Origin of the sequence: Sphaerisporangium sp. TRM90804, assembly GCF_029846175.1 — a bacterium.
In the GTDB taxonomy this organism is placed as follows: domain Bacteria; phylum Actinomycetota; class Actinomycetes; order Streptosporangiales; family Streptosporangiaceae; genus Sphaerisporangium.
Genome location: NZ_JARWAC010000010.1, coordinates 69779 through 85875, shown reverse-complemented (window position 1 = coordinate 85875; position 16097 = coordinate 69779). Strand labels below are relative to the sequence as shown.

Sequence of the window (16097 nt, the reverse complement as noted above, 5' to 3'; positions counted from 1 at the left end):
CCTAAACACCGACCAGGGGCTTCGCCCAGGATCGGCCGTGTGAGTTCTTGAGAATCAGATACTCCACGTCCACGTGAGGCTCGATCGCGCTGTGCTTGTCGTTGGGGGCGCCGATGACGAGCTGGAAACCGAGGCCGCGCCACGCGCCGATGGCCCGGCCGGTGAAGTGCGCGTCCGCCTTGATCAGCGCCTCGTCTAGGAAGACGGGGGCGTAGCGGGGTCGGTCGGCACCCGCGTCGCCCAGCTGGTAGCGCAACGCGGCCCCGACGATGAACGCGACCAGCTCCTGCGACTCGCCGCCAGACTTCTCGCCGATGTGGTCGTACACGGCGACGTGTCCACCCTCGAGATCGCGTTTCTCGGCACTGATCCGAACATGGTTGCGAACGTCGACGAGGTCGGCGAAATCGGGTGCGGTGCGTCGGATGCGGTCGATCACCTTGACCATCCGGTGATAGGCGCGTTCCCGGTCGTCGTCCGTCGCCGCCTGGTCGATGAAGGCGCGTACCTCGCGCAGCTCCTTGCGGAACCGGGAACGCACCGCGGAGTGGCTCTCCTGCGGGTCGATGCGCAGCCGGTGCTTGTCGTCAGCGAAGGGCAGTTCGGCGAGGATGCGGTTGACCGGGTCGATCCGGTCGCGGATCTCCCGGACGGCGGCGGCGAGCTCGCTGTCCAGGCCGGTCAGGTCGTTGCCGGACAGTTTGAGCAGACTGTTGCGCCACTCGCTCTCCAGCTCGTGCAGCCCGCTGGTCTCCAGGTCGGTAAGCAAGCGATCGAAGTCGCGGTATGAGGCGTCCGCGTCGACGCCGAGGTTCGGGTTCGGCCAGCGCTCGACGAACGTCGAGAACGTGTCGAGCAGCGCCTTCTTCGACCTGCCGATCGTCTCCGCCGCGGACTGCCGGTCGGCGCGGAGCCGCTCGGTGGCCCGTTTCACCGCCGCGTCGAACTCCGCGAGCGCCTCCGCCGGGGCGGTGCTGTCAGGGTCGCCGTCGAACAGCGTCTCCAGGTAAGCCCGGTGTTCCTGACCGACATCGGCGCCTGTCTCCACGGCCGTGTCGAGCGCCCGTTGGGCGCGGTCCACCTCGTCGACGGTCGACTCCCAGGACTCACCGAGCATCTTCACGTTGTCCTTCTGCCGGCCGACGCGCTCGGTCAGTTCCCTGACCCGCTCCTTGAGTTCGTCCAATCGGCCCTGCAGCTGGTCGATCCTCGGATTGCCCGCGCGGACCTCCTCGACGACGCGGTTCCAGCCGGCCCGTTCCGCCTTTACGGACTCGACGTCCACCTGGTCCCAGGACAACTCGGTCAGGGTCTGGTAGGTCGTGCGTCTGGTCTCGAACGAGTTGAGGTCTCCCTCCGCCCTCGACACCCAGGCGACTGCATCGTCGAGGCGTTCCCGCGCAACGCCGATCCGGCTCTCAAGGTCGGCAAGCGACCTGTTGTTGGTGAAACCGAGCAGGTTGGCGCGGCCGTGGCCGCCGTGCGCGCCCCGGCCGCCTTCCGACGTCTGGCCGGTGACCGTGAGTGCCTTGGGGTGCTGCGCCAGCAGCCTGGGCGTCTCTACGCAGACGTAGTCGAACCGACGGGCGAACTCGCTTTTGAGCCAGGGGGTGAACGGCGACGGCCGGTAGTCGAGCCGGCCGGGGAGCTTCTTGTCGTCCAGCCCGACCTCGTCGCGCAGGCCGGTAGGCACGCCCTCGAACTGGATACGCCGGGCGGTCGGCACCGCGTTGATCGCCTCGCGGAACGAGTTCAGCCGGCCGATGTCGATCAGCATCCGCGTGGCGAATCCGCCGAGCGCCAGGTTGAACGCCTCGCGCCACGGCTCGAACTCCGTCCGCACCTCGATCAGCTCGCCGACGAACGGCAGGCTGTCCGGGCTGAGCCCGGCGGCCTCGGCCAACGCCGCGCGAGCCGCGTGCAGCTCAGTCGGGATGTTGCCCCGCCGGTTCTTGACCGCCTTGTGCTCGGCGCGCAACCTGGCCAGCTCGCGGTCGGCTTCCTTCTTCTCCGCCATCGCCTCGGCGAACTGGTTCTGGACGGTCCTCCTGGCGTCGGTGTCGGCAAGGGACCGATGCGCCGTCTCGACCAGTGCGACGAAGTCGTCCCCGGTCGACACGCTGGCGCCGATGGTGTCGAGCGCCCGGTCCAACCGCTCCCGCGAGCGTTCGACCTCGCCCAGTCGCTGCTCCACGCCGCGGATCTCCCGGAGTGCGGTGTCCAGACGATCACCACCGGACGCGCGTAGCGTGTCGGCCACCCCATCGCGCTGTACTTCGGTCGCTTTGACCAGGGCGGTGGTCTCCGCCAGCTCCTCCTTGGCCCGGCGGTGCCGCTCAGCCAGGTCCTTCTCGGCGGCGCGCAGCAGGTGGAGCCGGCGTTCATGACGCCACAACGCGGCGGGTGACGACGTGTCGGTGAGCGATCCGATCCCGTCGATCAGGCGCAGCCGGTCCGCCGCTTCGTCGATGGTGTGCCGGTGTTCGCGGATCGGGGTCAGCGCCTTCACCTGCTGGCGGGCGGTGATCATCCGGGTCCGGGTGCCGGACAGCTCGTCGAACTGCTGTACCACCGCGTCCGCCGTGGCCAGTGTGGACGGCTCCTCAAGGACCATCGTCTTGTACAGGGCGTCAACGGTGGTGATCTGCTGACCGGCCTGGATCCGACCCAGCAGCGCGACCGCCTTGTGTCCGTCACCAGCGGCGCCGATACCCAGCGTGGTGTGGAGACGCGCGGTGAAGTCACGGTCGGTGTCGCAGCATCTCAGGCCGGTTGCCTCGACGTCGGCACGGGCGAGCTTCTTGTTCGCCGGGCCTTCCAGCGCGCGTAGTCGGTATGAGTGGTCACAGGTGGCGCGCACCGCCACGACCTCGTCGAGGCCGCGGGCGGACGACGGGACATACCAGGCCCGGAGCGCGGTGAACTCGGCGCCGGTGTGGTCGGCCCATGTCATCGCGATGGCGGACCAGGTGTCGCGGCCGTCCCCTCGTAGCACCCGCAACTTCGTCTCGCCGTCGACCCGGGACTCGTCGAGCTTGCCGCGCGCGTAGGAGAGGATGTTGCGCTGGTCCCTGCCTCGGGGCCTGCCGACCACTCCGCCGTTGGACGCCCCATTGAAGGGAGTCGTGTGGGGCATGAGCAACGCGATGTAGGAATCCATCAGCGTCGACTTGCCGGATCCGGAACCTCCGCTGAGCAGGGTTGCGCCGGGTGCGAGTCGTAGGTGGTGATACCCGTCGTAGCCGCCCCAGTTGACCAGTTGCAGATCTCGCGCCACCCACTGCTGACCCCGTGACGCCGCCGGGATCGGCCCGAACAGCGTGTCGATCATGCTCACGCCGTGGCCTCGTTCCGTTCGCGCAACCACTGCTCCAGTTCGGCGAGCTTCGCGGTACTCAGCACGACCTCCACCATCGGGGTGATGCGATACCGGCCCGCGGACTCCTCCGTGAGCAGACCTTCGGTGACCAGCCGCTGCACCGCGTTGCGGACCTCCTGCTGGCCGCGGGCCAGATTGTGGTCGTTCGGATCGAAGTAGGTCAGCACCGTCTGCTCCAGCTCCTCGATGTCCACCCTCGCGGACGCCTCGCCCGTGCCGCGTTCCCGTTGGAAGACGGTCCGCAGGTGCACCAGCACCAAGGTCTCGGCCCGGTTGTAGGGGTCGTCCTTGAGCAGGATCGGCACGTCCAGCTCCATCGAGCGCACCTGCTGCTTGTAGGCGACGCCTCGGTCGTGGTCGACCATGAGCCGGACGAACAGGTCGTGCATCCGCGACTCGATGATCTGCTGGTTCTCCAGCAACGTGCGCCACTGCGCGGGGTGCTTGTCGGCCAGCAGGAACTTGCGCCGCAACAACTGGACGAGCACCCGCCGCACGTCCGCGTCCAGGGTGCCCGCGTCGCCGGGGAACAACTCGGCTGGATCGTCCTCCATCGAGACCGGGTCGATGAACCCGGCCTCCGTGCCCGCCGACCAGCCGTCGTCGGCGCCGTCCGGCTCACTCATCGCCACCGCTCCCGTTCACGCTCGCCGGGTTCGCCGCCACGACGCCGCCGAGGGCGAACCGTCGCCGGGTCCGGTCGGGCCGGACCGTGTCGACCACCACGACCTCGGCCGTCTCGGTCATCCCGGCGTCATGGGCGATTTCCAGCAGGCCGAGCAGGTCGACCGGTCGCTGGATGTCCTCGACCGCCGCACGGAACGCGGCCGTGACGTCCACGCTCTCCGCCTCGCCCGCGAACGCCGCCAGGTGTGCGCGCAACTCGGCATACCGGGGGCCACCCCATGCCCGGCTGTCCGCGGTCGGCATGTCCTCGGCCTCGTCCCATTCACGCAACGGCGCGGGCGGCTGTGGTGGCCGCAGGTCGCTCATCCGCTGCCGCAGGTGTCCGACGTCGGCGACCGGCAGGCGACGAAGCGGCTCGACGGCCTCGCCGCGGCGTGAACCGGGAACCCACTTGTGGAGACCGGACATCACGTCTCTCAGGAGTTCGTCCACCTGGCGATCCCGCATCGGATCGTGGTTGCGGACCTGGGTGGTGATCACATGGGATGCCTGCCGCTGCGCGGTCAGCACCTCCTTGACGCCCTGCTCGATCCGGCGCGAGATCTCGGTGAGCTCCCGCCGCTGCTGTTCCGGCAGCAGATCGGTGAACCGGTGCCGCAGCACCGTGCGCACCTGGCTCCACAGGTCATCGATCTGCGCCGGGTCGCCGATCAGACGCAACGCGCCCGCGAACGCACGGCCTTCCGGTGTCGCGTCCATGATCCGCTGGCCGCGGGTCAGGTACTCGCGGAGCACCTCACCGGTCGGCCGCACATCGTGCCGCAACTCCGCGACGACGTCGCGCTGGATGGCTTTGATCGACTCCGCCACGCGGGCGAAGTCCGCAGGTAGCTCCCGCGCCAGGTGCAGCACGTTCTCAGCCGCCTCAAGCAGCTGCTCGTCCTCGACGGTCTCGACGACGCCACCCTGTTCAAGCCGGGTGAGCTCCTTCTGACGATGCTGGATCTCCTCGTGGAGGCGCGTTATCCGGGCCATCACGTTGGGATCGGCGTCCTGCGCAAGTCGCTCGATCGCCTCCAGCAGCGTCCTGACGCGGGACTCCGACACTCTGGTCCGCACTCCGCCGACCCGTCCGGCGACCTCGAGAGCACCGACGCCGTACGCGGACAGCCGGTAGACCTCGACATCGTCGTCGGACACCTGCCGCACCAACCATCCGGCCTGCACCCACTGCCTGCACAGGTCGCGTGCGTTCCCAGTGGGCAGCGGCTGGTTGTCCTCGTCGCCATAGCCCGCGGCCCGCAGCTGGTCAAGGGCGTCGTTGATCTCCGCGTGCGAGTCCGCCACCGTCACCCTCGGCCGCTCCGCGGTGAAGACCATGGCCAACACCGTCACCACGAACGGCGCGTGCGTCTGGTGGAGCAGGGCGAGCATCGGATTCTGAAAGGCCCGGAGCGCGCCCTGGTAAGCGCCTTCTACACCTCGTGTACCCATCGCCATGTAGCGTACGGCGGGGGTACGACACAGTCAGCCGGCTGAGCGCGCACTCGGGTCTGGTCAGGGTGAAGTACGAGGTGGCTGCGACCAACAGGCCCAGGCCCCACAGGGTGTAAGCGGGTAGCACGACGGCCAGGAACCACGTCGCCCCATCCACGTTGTCGCCGGTGGCCCAGGCGGTCATGCCGCCGATGCCGAAGTATGTGGTGAGGCCGGCACCCACGAAGAACCCAGGGCCGGCCACCAGCCAACGCGGTACCTTCCGCCCGGCGAGCGGCAGCACCCACCTGGGCCAGATCCGGCCCCAGCGGTGCACCAACGCCAGCGGCAGCAGAGTACCCGCGAGGAGCATCATGACGAGAAATGTGATCATGAATGTCCAGGGGATCTCCGGTGCCTTGCTCGACACGAAACCGTGCACGATCTCGGCGATGAAGCGTGCCACGCAGGCGGCGACCGCCAGGTACCCGGCGAGGTACGCCCAGGACGGCGAAGGACCGTCTCGCAGATCGGGCGAGCGGCCATGAACGCGACCGCAGCTCTGGCAGGCGCCGCGTGCCCGCCGCTGCTCGGTGACGGCGATGGCGATGGTCGCGGCCCCGCCGATGGCGCCAGCGCCCTGTGCCGTCAGGGTCACCCAGTCCGCGGCACTGACGTCCATCCCGAACAGGCCACCGAGGATCATCAAGAGGCGCAGCGGAAACATGAACGAGTACAGGACCATCGACGCGCCGGACACCCAGCCGAGTGCGGCCAGCGTCCATCGAACCCCGGTGCTCCAGTCTCGTTCGGCGCCCGACCTGATCAGCAGGATCGCGACTGTCGACAGCACCGAGGGCACCACCGGAAGCCACCCTCCGGGAAAGAAGGACTCACCCGGCCCGGCGAATCGTGGCGCGCCCCGGACAGCCCACCAGGCATGGACGACCGCGTATGCCGCGACCCACACCGCGGCGGCGCAGGCGTACGGGGCCGAGACCCGGGCGCGGTCGGGCCGGCCCGCCGCCGTCACAGCGCGTCACCCCACCGATTCACAGCACCTTCAGCGCCGGATACGCCAGCACCGCGACGACCACCCCACAGCCGGCCGGCGTCCGGGTCACCACCTTCCGACGCGATCGATCGACAACCGGACCGTCCGTATCGGAAGCTGGCAACCACAACGACAGTCATGGACCGATGATCTCTGGCGATGAAGGACCTCTCGTCCCCCGAAAAGGGGAATGTACTCCCTCAGCTGGGGGACCGGCCGTCCCCTACAGCGGGTTTGGAGGTTGTGCGGGTGTGTCCAGTTGACGGCTCTGTCTCTCTTTCAGGTTCCCCCTGTGCTTCTCGCTGGCCTACCCGGTGACGTTCCACCTCGGAATTCTCCTTTTCGGCCGTGCTGGTGCTGCGGTTCCAGACCTCCCTCGTCGTGCCGGTGCAGCCGGCCATCGGGATCAGACGGCCCTCGGTGCCGGGCGGGACTGCCGCACCAGTAGTCACAGATCGAGGACGGATTCCTCGCCGAGCACGGGCTTCTCGTCGGCAGCGATGGCGAACGCGGTCAATGCGGCCACGACCGCCTCCTGCTGCTCGGCCGCCATGTGAGACAGAATCCTCGCCAGATCGGTACGGCGGTGCTTGGTCACCCCGTCGACGAGCGCCTTACCGTCCACGGTGAGTGAGATCCGCACGGTTCGCCGATCGTTGGGCAGGCGGCTGCGTCGCACGAGCCCCTTGCCGACGAGCCGGTCGCACATTCGCGTCGCCGTCGAGCGGTTGACACCCAAGGCATCGGCAAGATCGATCAGTCGCTGCGGCCCGCGCGCGGCAATGAGGACAAGGGCGCGGTACTGGGGCAGCGTCACATCTCCCCCGACGGCGGCGATGGACCGCGCAGCCACCGCCACCAGGGCGCGGCTGACGGTGAGGACCGCCTCCACCAACGGATCATCCTCGGCGAGCTGTCCGTTGTGTTGCATTTCAGCATCTACCCTTCTGTGCACAGACAAAATGTTGCATACTGCAATTCAGATGGGAATGCCACCGATGGAGGCGAGATGAGTCTCACCACCTCGGGACCGGAATGGACGCATCCCCTAGAGAAGCGCTTGTTCGAGCAGCTCACGCGACTTCCTGATGATCACCCTGATCGCGAGCGAATCCGGGATGATCTGGCAAGGCTCCACCAGGGCCTGGTGGAAACCCTTTCCCGTCGCTTCACCAACCGGGGCGAGCCCTTCGAGGATCTGGTGCAGTCCGGAAACGTCGGGCTGGTCAAGGCGATCAACCGGTTCGACGTGAACCGTGGCTGCACCTTCACGTCATATGCGGTGCCAGTGGTGCTCGGCGAGATCCGCCGTCACTTCCGCGACTCCGGCTGGATGGTTCACGTGCCGCGGCGGCTCCAGGAGCTCAAGATCCTCGTCCACTCCGCCAGCGACCGGATGGTCCAGCTACTCGGCCGCCGTCCCACCCCTCACGAGCTCGCCCAGGAGCTCGATCTGACCGAGGAGGAGGCACGGGAGGGACTTCGAGCCGACAGGGTGTACAGCTGCCTGTCCCTGGACGCCATGACCGAGGCGGACAACGAGCGCCGGGACGAGTCGAACATCGCCGAGGTGGACGAGGACCTGGAGCTGGTGCCGGATCGCATGTCGCTGTGGCCGCTGCTCGACCAGCTGCCCGAGCGCGAGCGCACGGTTCTCCTCCTCCGCTTCTTCGGGAACCAGACCCAGTCGGAGATCGCCACCGTGCTGCAAGTCTCTCAGGTGCACGTCTCCAGAATCGAGAGCAAGGCCTGCTCCCAGCTCAGGGAACAGCTCAACGCGGCTTGACGGGAGGAGAGGATCGTGGGCATGTCATACGACGAGCGACGGAAGCTCGCGGAGATCGAGGAGCAGCTTGCCTTCGAGAACCCCGATCTCGACGCGCTCCTCGCCCGGCGACGCGGTATGGCCGGGCCCGTCTCGGTTCGGTCGGCCAGGCAGGCGATCGGAGTCATGCTGGCCGCTCTGGCGTTCATCGTGCTGGCTCTGGTCGTGGCCGTGGTGCTGTCCTGACCTCGCCCCCGGTGATATTGGGCTTACCGGGGTATAGCCTCCCCGTGAGCGGCGAAGAGGGGCCGGGCCAGATGACCCGAGTCCAAAACAGGCCCTCTCATGTTCTATGGAAACCGCCTGCGAGTGGCCCTGTGTCCGGTCTTCGCGGCGCTGCTTCTGATCTCGTGCGGTGAAGGTGGCCGGATCGCCGACCCGCCGGGAGGCGACGAGCCCCGCCGCGGTGGAGTGTCGCGGCTGGCGGGCAACGGCGACATCGACCACCTCGACACGGCCGCCGCCTACTACACCGTCTCCTAGCTTCTGGAGCGCGCCTACACCCGCCAGCGGGTGAGCTACCCGGCCACCGAGAACACGGATCGGCCAACCACTAGGCCTCCCCGCTCAGCCCGGGATAGGCGGCAGAGAACTGCCGCCGGCCCGCCAGTGACCACACGACCAGGGCGGCGATGAGCGGCCAGGACCAGTGCGCGCCGATGGCGATGCCCTTGACCCGAAGGAATCGCAAGCCAGCGGTCATGACACGCTTCCCGGGGTCAGGTCGAACTCGGCCCAGACCGCCTTGCCGCGTCTGTGGCGCTCGCATCCCCATCGGGCCGACAGCGCCGCGACCACGATGAGACCGCGATGCCCCTCGTCGTCCCGGGCCGGGCGGATCATCCGCGGCAGATCCGCGCCCTGGTCCACCACCTCGACCCGCACCACCGACTTCTGTTTCCGGATGGTGACGACCAGCTGGGTGCCCGCCCAGCGCACGGCGTTCGCGGTCAGCTCGCCGACCACGAGAGCGAGCTCGTCGGCCACCACGGGCAGGCGCCAGGCCGCGGCCATGGCCAGGGCCAGATCCCTGGCCCTTTCCGGCGCGGAGGGCAGGGGCGGCGTGCGGAGGGTGACCACGCCGGTCTCGACAGCGAAGAGGGCTCGGGACATGGGGCCCGCGGTTACCCCCTCCACCGGGCTCATACGTCCGGCCGGCCAGTCCGTGCGGAACCGTTATCAGCGATGCCCGGCGAGGCTGAACCCGAAGCGGTCTGCTCCGCTCCCGGGGGTGCCACAGCCGCCCGTCCCCGGTCCGGAACGGCAGCACGTGCACGAGCCCCCGATCGTTCTCCCGCGGCACGCCGACGAGCAACGCCTACTCGTCGTCGTATGGACCGGGGTTGGAGATGACCTCGTTGTACTCGGCGACGTCGTCGGCTTCCGTAGTCGTTCGAGCCATGCGGACGCGCTTACCCGTTGGGTCGCGCCCACAAGACTCGTATGGGCGCCGCCGAGGCGGGTAAGCGCGGCCGGTGCATCACTGTCACGAAAGGAGAGGCCATGTATCCGCCGGGCCCGTGGATCTACCCGACCGACCGCTACTACTACGGCTGGTGGGGTGATCAGTTCCGGACCGAACCCACCGACGGCCAGATCAAGTCCCAGCTCGTCGAGCAACTGCGCGTCAACCCGCACACCAAGGACTGCGACCTCAGGGTCGACGTCAAGCAGGCTGTGGTCATCCTCGGCGGGGAGGCCCCCAGCTGGCTGGCCAAGCGCACCGCTGGGGACGACGCCTGGGACACCGAGGGAGTCGTCGACGTCAGCAACCAGATCGAGATCCGCCACGACGAACGGACACGATGAACCAGGAGAATGCAGTGCTCACACTCACCGAGAACGCCGCGAAAATGGTCCGCGATCTGACTTCGAACACCGTGGACCCGGAGCACGCGGGGCTACGCATCGCCGCGCGTTCCGCGCAGGACCACGAGCTGGTCGTTTCCCTGTCCGAAGGGCCCCATGACGCCGACGAGGTCATCGAGGTCCGAGGCGCCCGGGTCTTCCTCGACCGCGAGGCCGCCTCGTCACTCGGCGACAAGGCACTCGACGCGGTGGAGACGGAATCCGGTGGCGTCTCCTTCCACGTCGCCTGACCGCTCACGGCGGAGCGCGGGCATCGACTCCTCGCGCTCCGCCGTGAGCTCCCTGAGGAAGGAGAGAATGTCCGCACATCAGAAGGTCATCGTCACCACCGGGGCGAGCGCCGGCGCCCTCGTCCACGCCGCCGATCATCCCGCCTTGCACGCGACCGGCAGGTACCTGCTTTCTCCTTCACCGCGCTTGCCGTGGCCCTGTCGATCCTGGCCCACTCCTCCACCGACGTGCTCGTGGCCCGTCGCTTTCAGTCCGAGTAGCCACTCACATCGCGCAACGCGTTCCCGCCGCCTCGCTGTTGTCGTGAGACCACGCTGAGAGAGCCGTTGGTCTCCAGGACCACGACCCACACCTGATCGAAGTCCCCATGCCCGCTGACCCTGACCGCCTGCCGTACCTCCTCCTCCGTCACCCGCAGCCGCCGCAGCTCGTCGCCGAGCAGGCGTCCGTCGCGCAGGAGAAGAGAGGGACGCGCTGTCATCATCCGGCGGACCGGTCCCAGGCGCAGACCCAGCCACGAACCCGCGAACTGGAGGCCGACCAGCACGGCCAGCGCCAGCACGCCTTCCGACAGCGGCACCTGGCCGGAGACCGTCACCGTGGCCAGCGTGGAGCCCAGCGCGACCGTGATCACCAGGTCGAAGGCGTTGAGCTTGGCCAGGGTCCGCTTCCCACTGAGCCGCAGGACTGCCACGAGCACGACATAGGCGATCACCGCGGCCACGATGATCTTGATCAGGCCGCTCCAGGAGTCGAAGAACATGCTCACCTCCTAACCGGCGGCGCGACGTGGAAACGGCATTCGGACAGGGGTATGGCGGCCCGATCCACGGGTGACGCGCACCCGACCGGAAACCGAGGGCAGATGACTCGCGCCGGCACCCCGGCCACGTACGGCCTGCTCGCCTTCGCATGGCTCGGCGAACGGCCGAAAGCCGTCCACCCCATGCCGGGCTCCGGTATAGGGCGTGCTGAACGGGGTAACCGCGACTTCGCTTGAAGGACCCCGTCTGACAGGAGAGATCCCATGCTTCAGAGTCCCGGTTCTCGATCGGACGACCACGTCACGAGCACCCTTGAGCGAGCGATCAAGCCGCTGCCGTCCGGAGCCTTCTGGTCCGGTCTGGCCGGCGGGGTGCTGCTGGCGGCCGGTACGGCGCTGCTCATCGTCCAGAACGACACCGTCGCCGCGATGGAATGGCTCACCCTCGACTTCGCCGCTCCGCTCTGGCTGTTCCTGCTCGTCTCAGCCGTGTCAGGAGCGGTTCTCACGCTGCTGGTCCTGGTCCTGTGGCGGCGGGGAAGGCTCCAGGCCCACCGCCGCCGGGAGGCTGCCCGCGACCTGCGCAGGATGACGTCCCACGAGGACGCCCCGCCGCCCAGCGGTCCGGACCCGTCACCCGGCGGACCCGTCAACGACACGCCGTGATCGCCACGCCACGGCCGCGCCTGGTCGCGCTGGCCCTGGCCCTGCCCCCGGCCCACAGAAAGCGGCACAAGGACGCCGCCGGAAGTTCGATCGTGAGCGTCACGATGGCCTAAGCGAGTGCTCCGGCCCGTCGCCGGCCGCGCCGCCACCGCTAGACGCTAAGGCAGGACGGGTTCGCGTACGCCTGCGCGCATGCCGAGGTAGGCGAGGACGCCCAGGGCCGCGCACATCACCCAGACAGCGCCGCCTACGTACTCGAACAGGGCCGTGCCGATGGCAGGGCCGAGGGCCCAGCCTGCTGCTTGGCAGGTGGAGAGTGCGCCTATGTAGCGGCTGCGGAGGATGGGGGTCGGAGCGGCCAGGGCGGGGTAGGCGCCGATGCTGGGAGCGCTGATGATCTCTCCCAGGGTCCAGACGACGGCTCCCAGGATGAAGATCCACGGGCCGAAGGGGAGGCCGAACAGGCTTAGGCCTACGCCTAGGAGGAGGCAGCCGGTGGCGACGGTGGTCCGCATGGGGAAGCGCTGGATGAAGGGGGTCAGGGGGAGTTCCACGAGGATGACCAGCGCGCCGTTGATCGCTACCAGTGCGCCGTAGAGAGCGGTGGGGTAGCCGCGTTGCTGCACTTCGAGCGGTAGCGTCGAGTGGTACTGGGCCTCGGCGACGGCCGTGATGAACATGCCGGCGAGGAACAGCAGGTAGCGTCGGTCCCCCAGCAGGTCCTTGTAGCGCGCGGTGTCCCTGGGGGCCGGGGCCTCGGCGGCTCGGTTCCCGGTGGTGGGGTGGTCGCTCGCGCGGTCAGGGGTCGCGGCCGGGATGACGAGCAGGACGACCAAGGCGAAGAGCAGGTCCACCAGTGCGTTGACGAGGAAGACGACCTGGTAGGAGAACGCGGCGGCCAGCCATACGCCCAGCAGGGGGCCGATGGCGGCGCCGAGGTTGAGGCCGAAACGGCTGGCGGCCGAGGTCGTGACGAGGCGTTGCGGTGGGGTAAGGTCGGCGAGCATGGTCATGGCGGCGGGGCGGTACATCTGGCCGAAGGCGCCTGCGGCGAAGCTTACGGCCAGCAGCGGGACGAGCGCTGTCACGACGGTCAGGGCCGCGACGGCGAGACTGCATAACAGCATCGACCAGATGATCACGGTTCGTGCGCCGTACCTTCCGGTGACGCTGCCCCCGGCGAACGTTCCCACGATCGAGCCCACGCCGAACCCGGTGACGACGAAGCCCGCCTGTACGGGGCTGTAGCCGAGGCCGGTGAGGTACAGGATCAGGAAGAGCGCGACGAAACTTCCCATGCGGTTCAGCGCGATGCCGAACAGCAGGACGATGGCCGACCGCGGCAGTTCGCGCAGCGTGCGGATCACCCCCGCGGGGGCTTCGGCGGCGGGTGTCTGCGGCGGGTTGGTCATGGGAGACTCCACGTGCGCGGGTTGATCAAGGGGGACTCCACGTGCGCGGGTCGATCATGGAGGGCTCCACGCGCGCGGGTTGGTCATGCGGGGCTCCACGTGCAGCGCAGTGCCTCCAGGCACCGGTCCAGTGCGGCGGAGACCTCCTCGCGGGTGGACGCGGTCGCGGTCGCGAGGGCGACGCGGGCTTCCATGAGGTCCTTGTTCGGCAGTTGGACGACTTCGCCCGGGCTGACGAGGGCGACGGCGAGGTCGGTCTCCGGGGGGAGAGCCGACTCGTCGAAGGCGATCTCCTCTACGCGGGTCTCGGGCCATGGGGGGTAGGCGAACCTGATACCGGCGCATGACGCGCGTACCGGTGTCAGGTCGGGGACGGCGCCGCAGGACACGGCGGCGAGGGCCAGGCCGGGGGCCACGCCGGAGGCGTTGCCGCACAGGTAGGAGATGAGGTCGCCGCCCAGCCGGCCGTTGATCTCGATGAGTTTCGGGCCCTTGTCGGTCAGTTTGAGCTCGGTGTGCGTGGCGCCGGTCGAGTAGCCGATGGCGGTGTGGACCCGCGTGAGGAACCCGGTGATCGCGGGGTCGGCCAGCAGCGGGTCGGCGGCCTGGGTCCAGTGGCCGGTCTCCTCGAAGTACGGCGCGTAGCCCATCTCCTTGTGCGAGACGAGGATCGGCATGACGTGGCCGTTCCTCACGACCGAGTCGACGGCGATCTCCTGGCCGGTGAGGTACTCCTCGATCAGGACGGAGCGGTCCGGGGATCGCAGGTCGGCGGCCGGGAGGCGGTGCGCGGAGGGGAAGTGGACGGCCAGCTCCTCGGCGTCGTGGATGAGCGCGACGGCTTGGCTCGCGACCCCGCCTCTCGGCTTGATGACGACGGGGTAGCCGAACTTGTCGGCCACGGCGCGCGCCTCGGTGAGGTCGGCCACCAGGACGGATCGGGGCTGTGGGACGCCGCGGGCGGCGAGCGCCGAGCGGGTGAGGTGTTTGTCGCGGCAGGCGCGTGCGGCGTCGGGACCGGGGCCCGGCAGGCCCGCGGCGGCCGCGGCGAGCGCGGTGTCGACGACGTGGTCCTCCGCCCACGTCATGATGCCGTCGACACCGCCTTGTGCGACGATCTGTCGGACGGCGGCCGCGACGCCGTCCGGCGTCATGCCGGGGACGACGCTGACGCCGGTGACGTACGGCGTCTCCCATTCGGCCGGTCTGCCGATGACGAGGTGGACGTCGTGGCGCTCACCGATGCCACGCAGCATGAACTCGCGGTACAGGCGGGGCCCTGTCCCGACGACGACCAGCCTCGTCATGTCGGCCGCTTCGCGCCGATGCCGACGAACGCCATCAGTGCCGGGGCCTCGGAGCGGTTGTGCCAGGCGTGCGGGGTGCCCTGCTGGACGACGCAGGCGCCGGGGGTGAGCCGCACCTCCTCACCGGAGTCGAGTTCCAGCCACAGCTCGCCTTCGAGGCAGATGCCGTAGTCGAGGGTGTCGGTGGTGTGCATCCCCGAGGTGTCGCCGGGTTCGAAGACGTCCATCAGGCCGGGGAGGCGTTCCCGGACCTCCGCGTCGATCTCGGCCTGGTCGTCGGGGGACGGTGGTCCGGTGGGCGCGGACGCCGGCGGGAAGCGCACGAGCAGGAGCCGCGTGCCGCCGACTCCGGCGAAGAACGGTAGCGTGATCGGGCCGGGGGCCTTCGGGCCGACGGTCGCGCCGCCGTCGGGGCTGCCCCACAGCAGGTACATCTCCTGGCCGGGGAGGGCGCGCGCCGTGATCGGCGGGACGAGCGTGTCGCGTACGACGACCGCTTTGCCGTCGGGGCCGTGGCCGGTCACGACCAGTCGTGGATCGATCGGCATCAGAGTCCTCCCAGTCCCCGCAGCCGCTTCAGCGTGTCCTCCTCGGCCGCGCGGAGTTCCGCGCACGCGGCGGCCACGCGGGGTGCGTCCACCCGGCCGATCGCCTTGCCGATCATCAGCTGGTTCCTGATGTTCCTGCACCGGCCGACGAGGTCGGCGAGCGCCGGATCGGCGTCCGCGTACGCCGGTTGGCGCTTCGTGAACTCCCGCAGGCAGGCCCGTGAGCCCTCGTACACCGAGAAGGCGTCGTACAGCAGAGCGATGGTGCGCGCCGGGGCGATCCACGGTGTCCCCAGCAGGTCCGCGACCCCGTCGAGCAGCGCGTAGGTGTCGTCGTAGGACCGCAGGACCTCGGTGAACGCCGCCGACGAACCGGCCGCCGCGGCGGCGGCGTCGTACGGGCCGGCGGGGAACCAGCTGACGTGCCGCAGTCTGCCGTTGTCGTACGCCGCGGCGACGACGTCCTCGGGATAGGCGTACCGGCACAGCACGCTGGCCTGGTTGTCGTCGAGGATCGACCAGAGGCCGTCGGCGTGGGAGGTGAGGGTGATCGTGTGGACGACGTGCTCGGTGCGGTACTCGGGGGTGTGCGGCAGGTAGTAGACGTCGATGAACAGGATCACGTAACCGGTGCGCTCGACGGTGTCGAAGATGCGCTCGCGTGCCTGCGCGTAGGTGTCGAACGGCACGTACTCGCGGGTGATCCCGACGCGTGCGAGCGCGGCGGGGTCGAGGAGGTCGCTCTGGAAGTCGTACTTCGGCCGGCCGAGGCGGATGACCTGGTCGGCGATGTCGTCGCCGGCGACCAGGCAGTTGTAGAAGGTCAGCGGCAGGTCGGGGACACGCTCGGCGAGCATGACCATGGCCTGCCGCTGGTAGCAGTTGAGGAACGACCGGTCGTATAACTGCTGGTCGTAGTCGTGGACGTCGTCCTTCATGT

At 68.9% G+C, this 16097-nt stretch carries 18 protein-coding genes; 6 read left to right on the top strand and 12 right to left on the bottom strand.

Annotated features, from left to right (window positions below):
- Position 1: 1 nt before the first annotated feature.
- The 5 genes from PYR91_RS13300 to PYR91_RS13280 all read right to left on the bottom strand — a co-directional run bounded on the left by PYR91_RS13300 (position 2) and on the right by PYR91_RS13280 (position 7467).
- On the bottom strand, positions 2-3331 hold the full coding sequence (locus PYR91_RS13300; protein WP_279780368.1) for an SbcC/MukB-like Walker B domain-containing protein: 3330 nt from the start codon (positions 3329-3331) through the stop codon (positions 2-4).
- A 2-nt stretch (positions 3332-3333) separates the two neighbouring features.
- Complete coding sequence (locus tag PYR91_RS13295) at positions 3334-4005, bottom strand: DUF4194 domain-containing protein (RefSeq protein WP_279780009.1); 672 nt, start codon at positions 4003-4005, stop codon at positions 3334-3336.
- On the bottom strand, positions 3998-5431 hold the full coding sequence (locus PYR91_RS13290; RefSeq protein WP_279780367.1) for a DUF3375 domain-containing protein: 1434 nt from the start codon (positions 5429-5431) through the stop codon (positions 3998-4000). The genes PYR91_RS13295 and PYR91_RS13290 overlap by 8 nt, the downstream gene beginning before the upstream one ends.
- Positions 5316-6335, bottom strand: coding sequence for a hypothetical protein (locus tag PYR91_RS13285; protein WP_279780008.1), 1020 nt, complete (start codon positions 6333-6335; stop codon positions 5316-5318). The genes PYR91_RS13290 and PYR91_RS13285 overlap by 116 nt, the downstream gene beginning before the upstream one ends.
- Positions 6336-6984: 649 nt before the next feature.
- Complete coding sequence (locus PYR91_RS13280) at positions 6985-7467, bottom strand: MarR family transcriptional regulator (RefSeq protein ID WP_279780007.1); 483 nt, start codon at positions 7465-7467, stop codon at positions 6985-6987.
- 78 nt (positions 7468-7545) lie between these two features.
- Here PYR91_RS13280 and PYR91_RS13275 point away from each other — a divergent pair, with 78 nt between their 5' ends.
- The 3 genes from PYR91_RS13275 (at position 7546) to PYR91_RS13265 (ending at position 8844) form a co-directional block, all read left to right on the top strand.
- Positions 7546-8322, top strand: coding sequence for a SigB/SigF/SigG family RNA polymerase sigma factor (locus PYR91_RS13275; protein ID WP_279780006.1), 777 nt, complete (start codon positions 7546-7548; stop codon positions 8320-8322).
- A 21-nt stretch (positions 8323-8343) separates the two neighbouring features.
- Positions 8344-8547: a DUF3040 domain-containing protein gene (locus tag PYR91_RS13270; protein ID WP_279780366.1), complete on the top strand. Its 204-nt coding sequence runs from the start codon at positions 8344-8346 to the stop codon at positions 8545-8547.
- A 123-nt stretch (positions 8548-8670) separates the two neighbouring features.
- Positions 8671-8844 carry a hypothetical protein gene (locus PYR91_RS13265; protein WP_279780005.1) on the top strand — a complete coding sequence of 58 codons (174 nt, stop codon included), beginning with the start codon at positions 8671-8673 and terminating at the stop codon, positions 8842-8844.
- Between the two features lie 70 nt (positions 8845-8914).
- Here the strand turns inward: PYR91_RS13265 and PYR91_RS13260 are convergent, their stop codons facing one another.
- Positions 8915-9064: a hypothetical protein gene (locus PYR91_RS13260; RefSeq protein ID WP_279780003.1), complete on the bottom strand. Its 150-nt coding sequence runs from the start codon at positions 9062-9064 to the stop codon at positions 8915-8917.
- Entirely contained in the window at positions 9061-9474 is a 414-nt protein-coding gene (locus tag PYR91_RS13255; protein ID WP_279780001.1) for an ATP-binding protein, read from the bottom strand. Before PYR91_RS13255 ends, PYR91_RS13260 begins: the two co-directional genes overlap by 4 nt.
- A gap of 390 nt (positions 9475-9864) precedes the next feature.
- Between PYR91_RS13255 and PYR91_RS13250 the strand changes: the two genes are divergently transcribed.
- A complete protein-coding gene (locus PYR91_RS13250; protein ID WP_279779999.1) occupies positions 9865-10170 on the top strand; it encodes a BON domain-containing protein in 306 nt (101 codons plus the stop codon).
- Positions 10167-10460, top strand: coding sequence for a Fe-S cluster assembly protein HesB (locus tag PYR91_RS13245; RefSeq protein WP_279779998.1), 294 nt, complete (start codon positions 10167-10169; stop codon positions 10458-10460). Before PYR91_RS13250 ends, PYR91_RS13245 begins: the two co-directional genes overlap by 4 nt.
- Before the next feature lie 248 nt (positions 10461-10708).
- Here the strand turns inward: PYR91_RS13245 and PYR91_RS13240 are convergent, their stop codons facing one another.
- A complete protein-coding gene (locus tag PYR91_RS13240; protein WP_279779997.1) occupies positions 10709-11224 on the bottom strand; it encodes a YetF domain-containing protein in 516 nt (171 codons plus the stop codon).
- Positions 11225-11488: 264 nt separating this feature from the next.
- On the opposite strand from PYR91_RS13240, the gene PYR91_RS13235 reads away from it, so the two are divergent.
- The gene (locus PYR91_RS13235; RefSeq protein WP_279779996.1) at positions 11489-11890 is read left to right on the top strand and encodes a hypothetical protein; all 402 of its coding nucleotides are present in this window, start codon (positions 11489-11491) and stop codon (positions 11888-11890) included.
- Between the two features lie 158 nt (positions 11891-12048).
- On the opposite strand, the gene PYR91_RS13230 is transcribed toward PYR91_RS13235, so the two are convergent.
- The 4 genes from PYR91_RS13230 to PYR91_RS13215 all read right to left on the bottom strand — a co-directional run bounded on the left by PYR91_RS13230 (position 12049) and on the right by PYR91_RS13215 (position 16095).
- Positions 12049-13302, bottom strand: a complete 1254-nt coding sequence (locus tag PYR91_RS13230) for an MFS transporter (protein ID WP_279779994.1) — start codon at positions 13300-13302, stop codon at positions 12049-12051.
- Positions 13303-13385: 83 nt separating this feature from the next.
- Complete coding sequence (locus PYR91_RS13225) at positions 13386-14609, bottom strand: ATP-grasp domain-containing protein (protein WP_279779993.1); 1224 nt, start codon at positions 14607-14609, stop codon at positions 13386-13388.
- Positions 14606-15157, bottom strand: a complete 552-nt coding sequence (locus tag PYR91_RS13220; RefSeq protein ID WP_279779992.1) for a cupin domain-containing protein — start codon at positions 15155-15157, stop codon at positions 14606-14608. The genes PYR91_RS13225 and PYR91_RS13220 overlap by 4 nt, the downstream gene beginning before the upstream one ends.
- A complete protein-coding gene (locus PYR91_RS13215) occupies positions 15157-16095 on the bottom strand; it encodes a hypothetical protein (protein ID WP_279779991.1) in 939 nt (312 codons plus the stop codon). The genes PYR91_RS13220 and PYR91_RS13215 overlap by 1 nt, the downstream gene beginning before the upstream one ends.
- Positions 16096-16097 lie beyond the last annotated feature (2 nt).

Coding starts and splice junctions, on each gene's coding strand:
- PYR91_RS13250 (WP_279779999.1), top strand. CDS start 9,865: ATGTATCCGCCGGGCCCGTGGATCTACCCGACCGACCGCTACTACTAC.
- PYR91_RS13275 (WP_279780006.1), top strand. CDS start 7,546: ATGAGTCTCACCACCTCGGGACCGGAATGGACGCATCCCCTAGAGAAG.
- PYR91_RS13260 (WP_279780003.1), bottom strand. CDS start 9,064: ATGACCGCTGGCTTGCGATTCCTTCGGGTCAAGGGCATCGCCATCGGC.
- PYR91_RS13220 (WP_279779992.1), bottom strand. CDS start 15,157: ATGCCGATCGATCCACGACTGGTCGTGACCGGCCACGGCCCCGACGGC.
- PYR91_RS13245 (WP_279779998.1), top strand. CDS start 10,167: ATGAACCAGGAGAATGCAGTGCTCACACTCACCGAGAACGCCGCGAAA.
- PYR91_RS13280 (WP_279780007.1), bottom strand. CDS start 7,467: ATGCAACACAACGGACAGCTCGCCGAGGATGATCCGTTGGTGGAGGCG.
- PYR91_RS13235 (WP_279779996.1), top strand. CDS start 11,489: ATGCTTCAGAGTCCCGGTTCTCGATCGGACGACCACGTCACGAGCACC.
- PYR91_RS13215 (WP_279779991.1), bottom strand. CDS start 16,095: ATGAAGGACGACGTCCACGACTACGACCAGCAGTTATACGACCGGTCG.
- PYR91_RS13225 (WP_279779993.1), bottom strand. CDS start 14,609: ATGACGAGGCTGGTCGTCGTCGGGACAGGGCCCCGCCTGTACCGCGAG.
- PYR91_RS13270 (WP_279780366.1), top strand. CDS start 8,344: ATGTCATACGACGAGCGACGGAAGCTCGCGGAGATCGAGGAGCAGCTT.
- PYR91_RS13255 (WP_279780001.1), bottom strand. CDS start 9,474: ATGTCCCGAGCCCTCTTCGCTGTCGAGACCGGCGTGGTCACCCTCCGC.
- PYR91_RS13230 (WP_279779994.1), bottom strand. CDS start 13,302: ATGACCAACCCGCCGCAGACACCCGCCGCCGAAGCCCCCGCGGGGGTG.
- PYR91_RS13300 (WP_279780368.1), bottom strand. CDS start 3,331: ATGATCGACACGCTGTTCGGGCCGATCCCGGCGGCGTCACGGGGTCAG.
- PYR91_RS13295 (WP_279780009.1), bottom strand. CDS start 4,005: ATGAGTGAGCCGGACGGCGCCGACGACGGCTGGTCGGCGGGCACGGAG.
- PYR91_RS13240 (WP_279779997.1), bottom strand. CDS start 11,224: ATGTTCTTCGACTCCTGGAGCGGCCTGATCAAGATCATCGTGGCCGCG.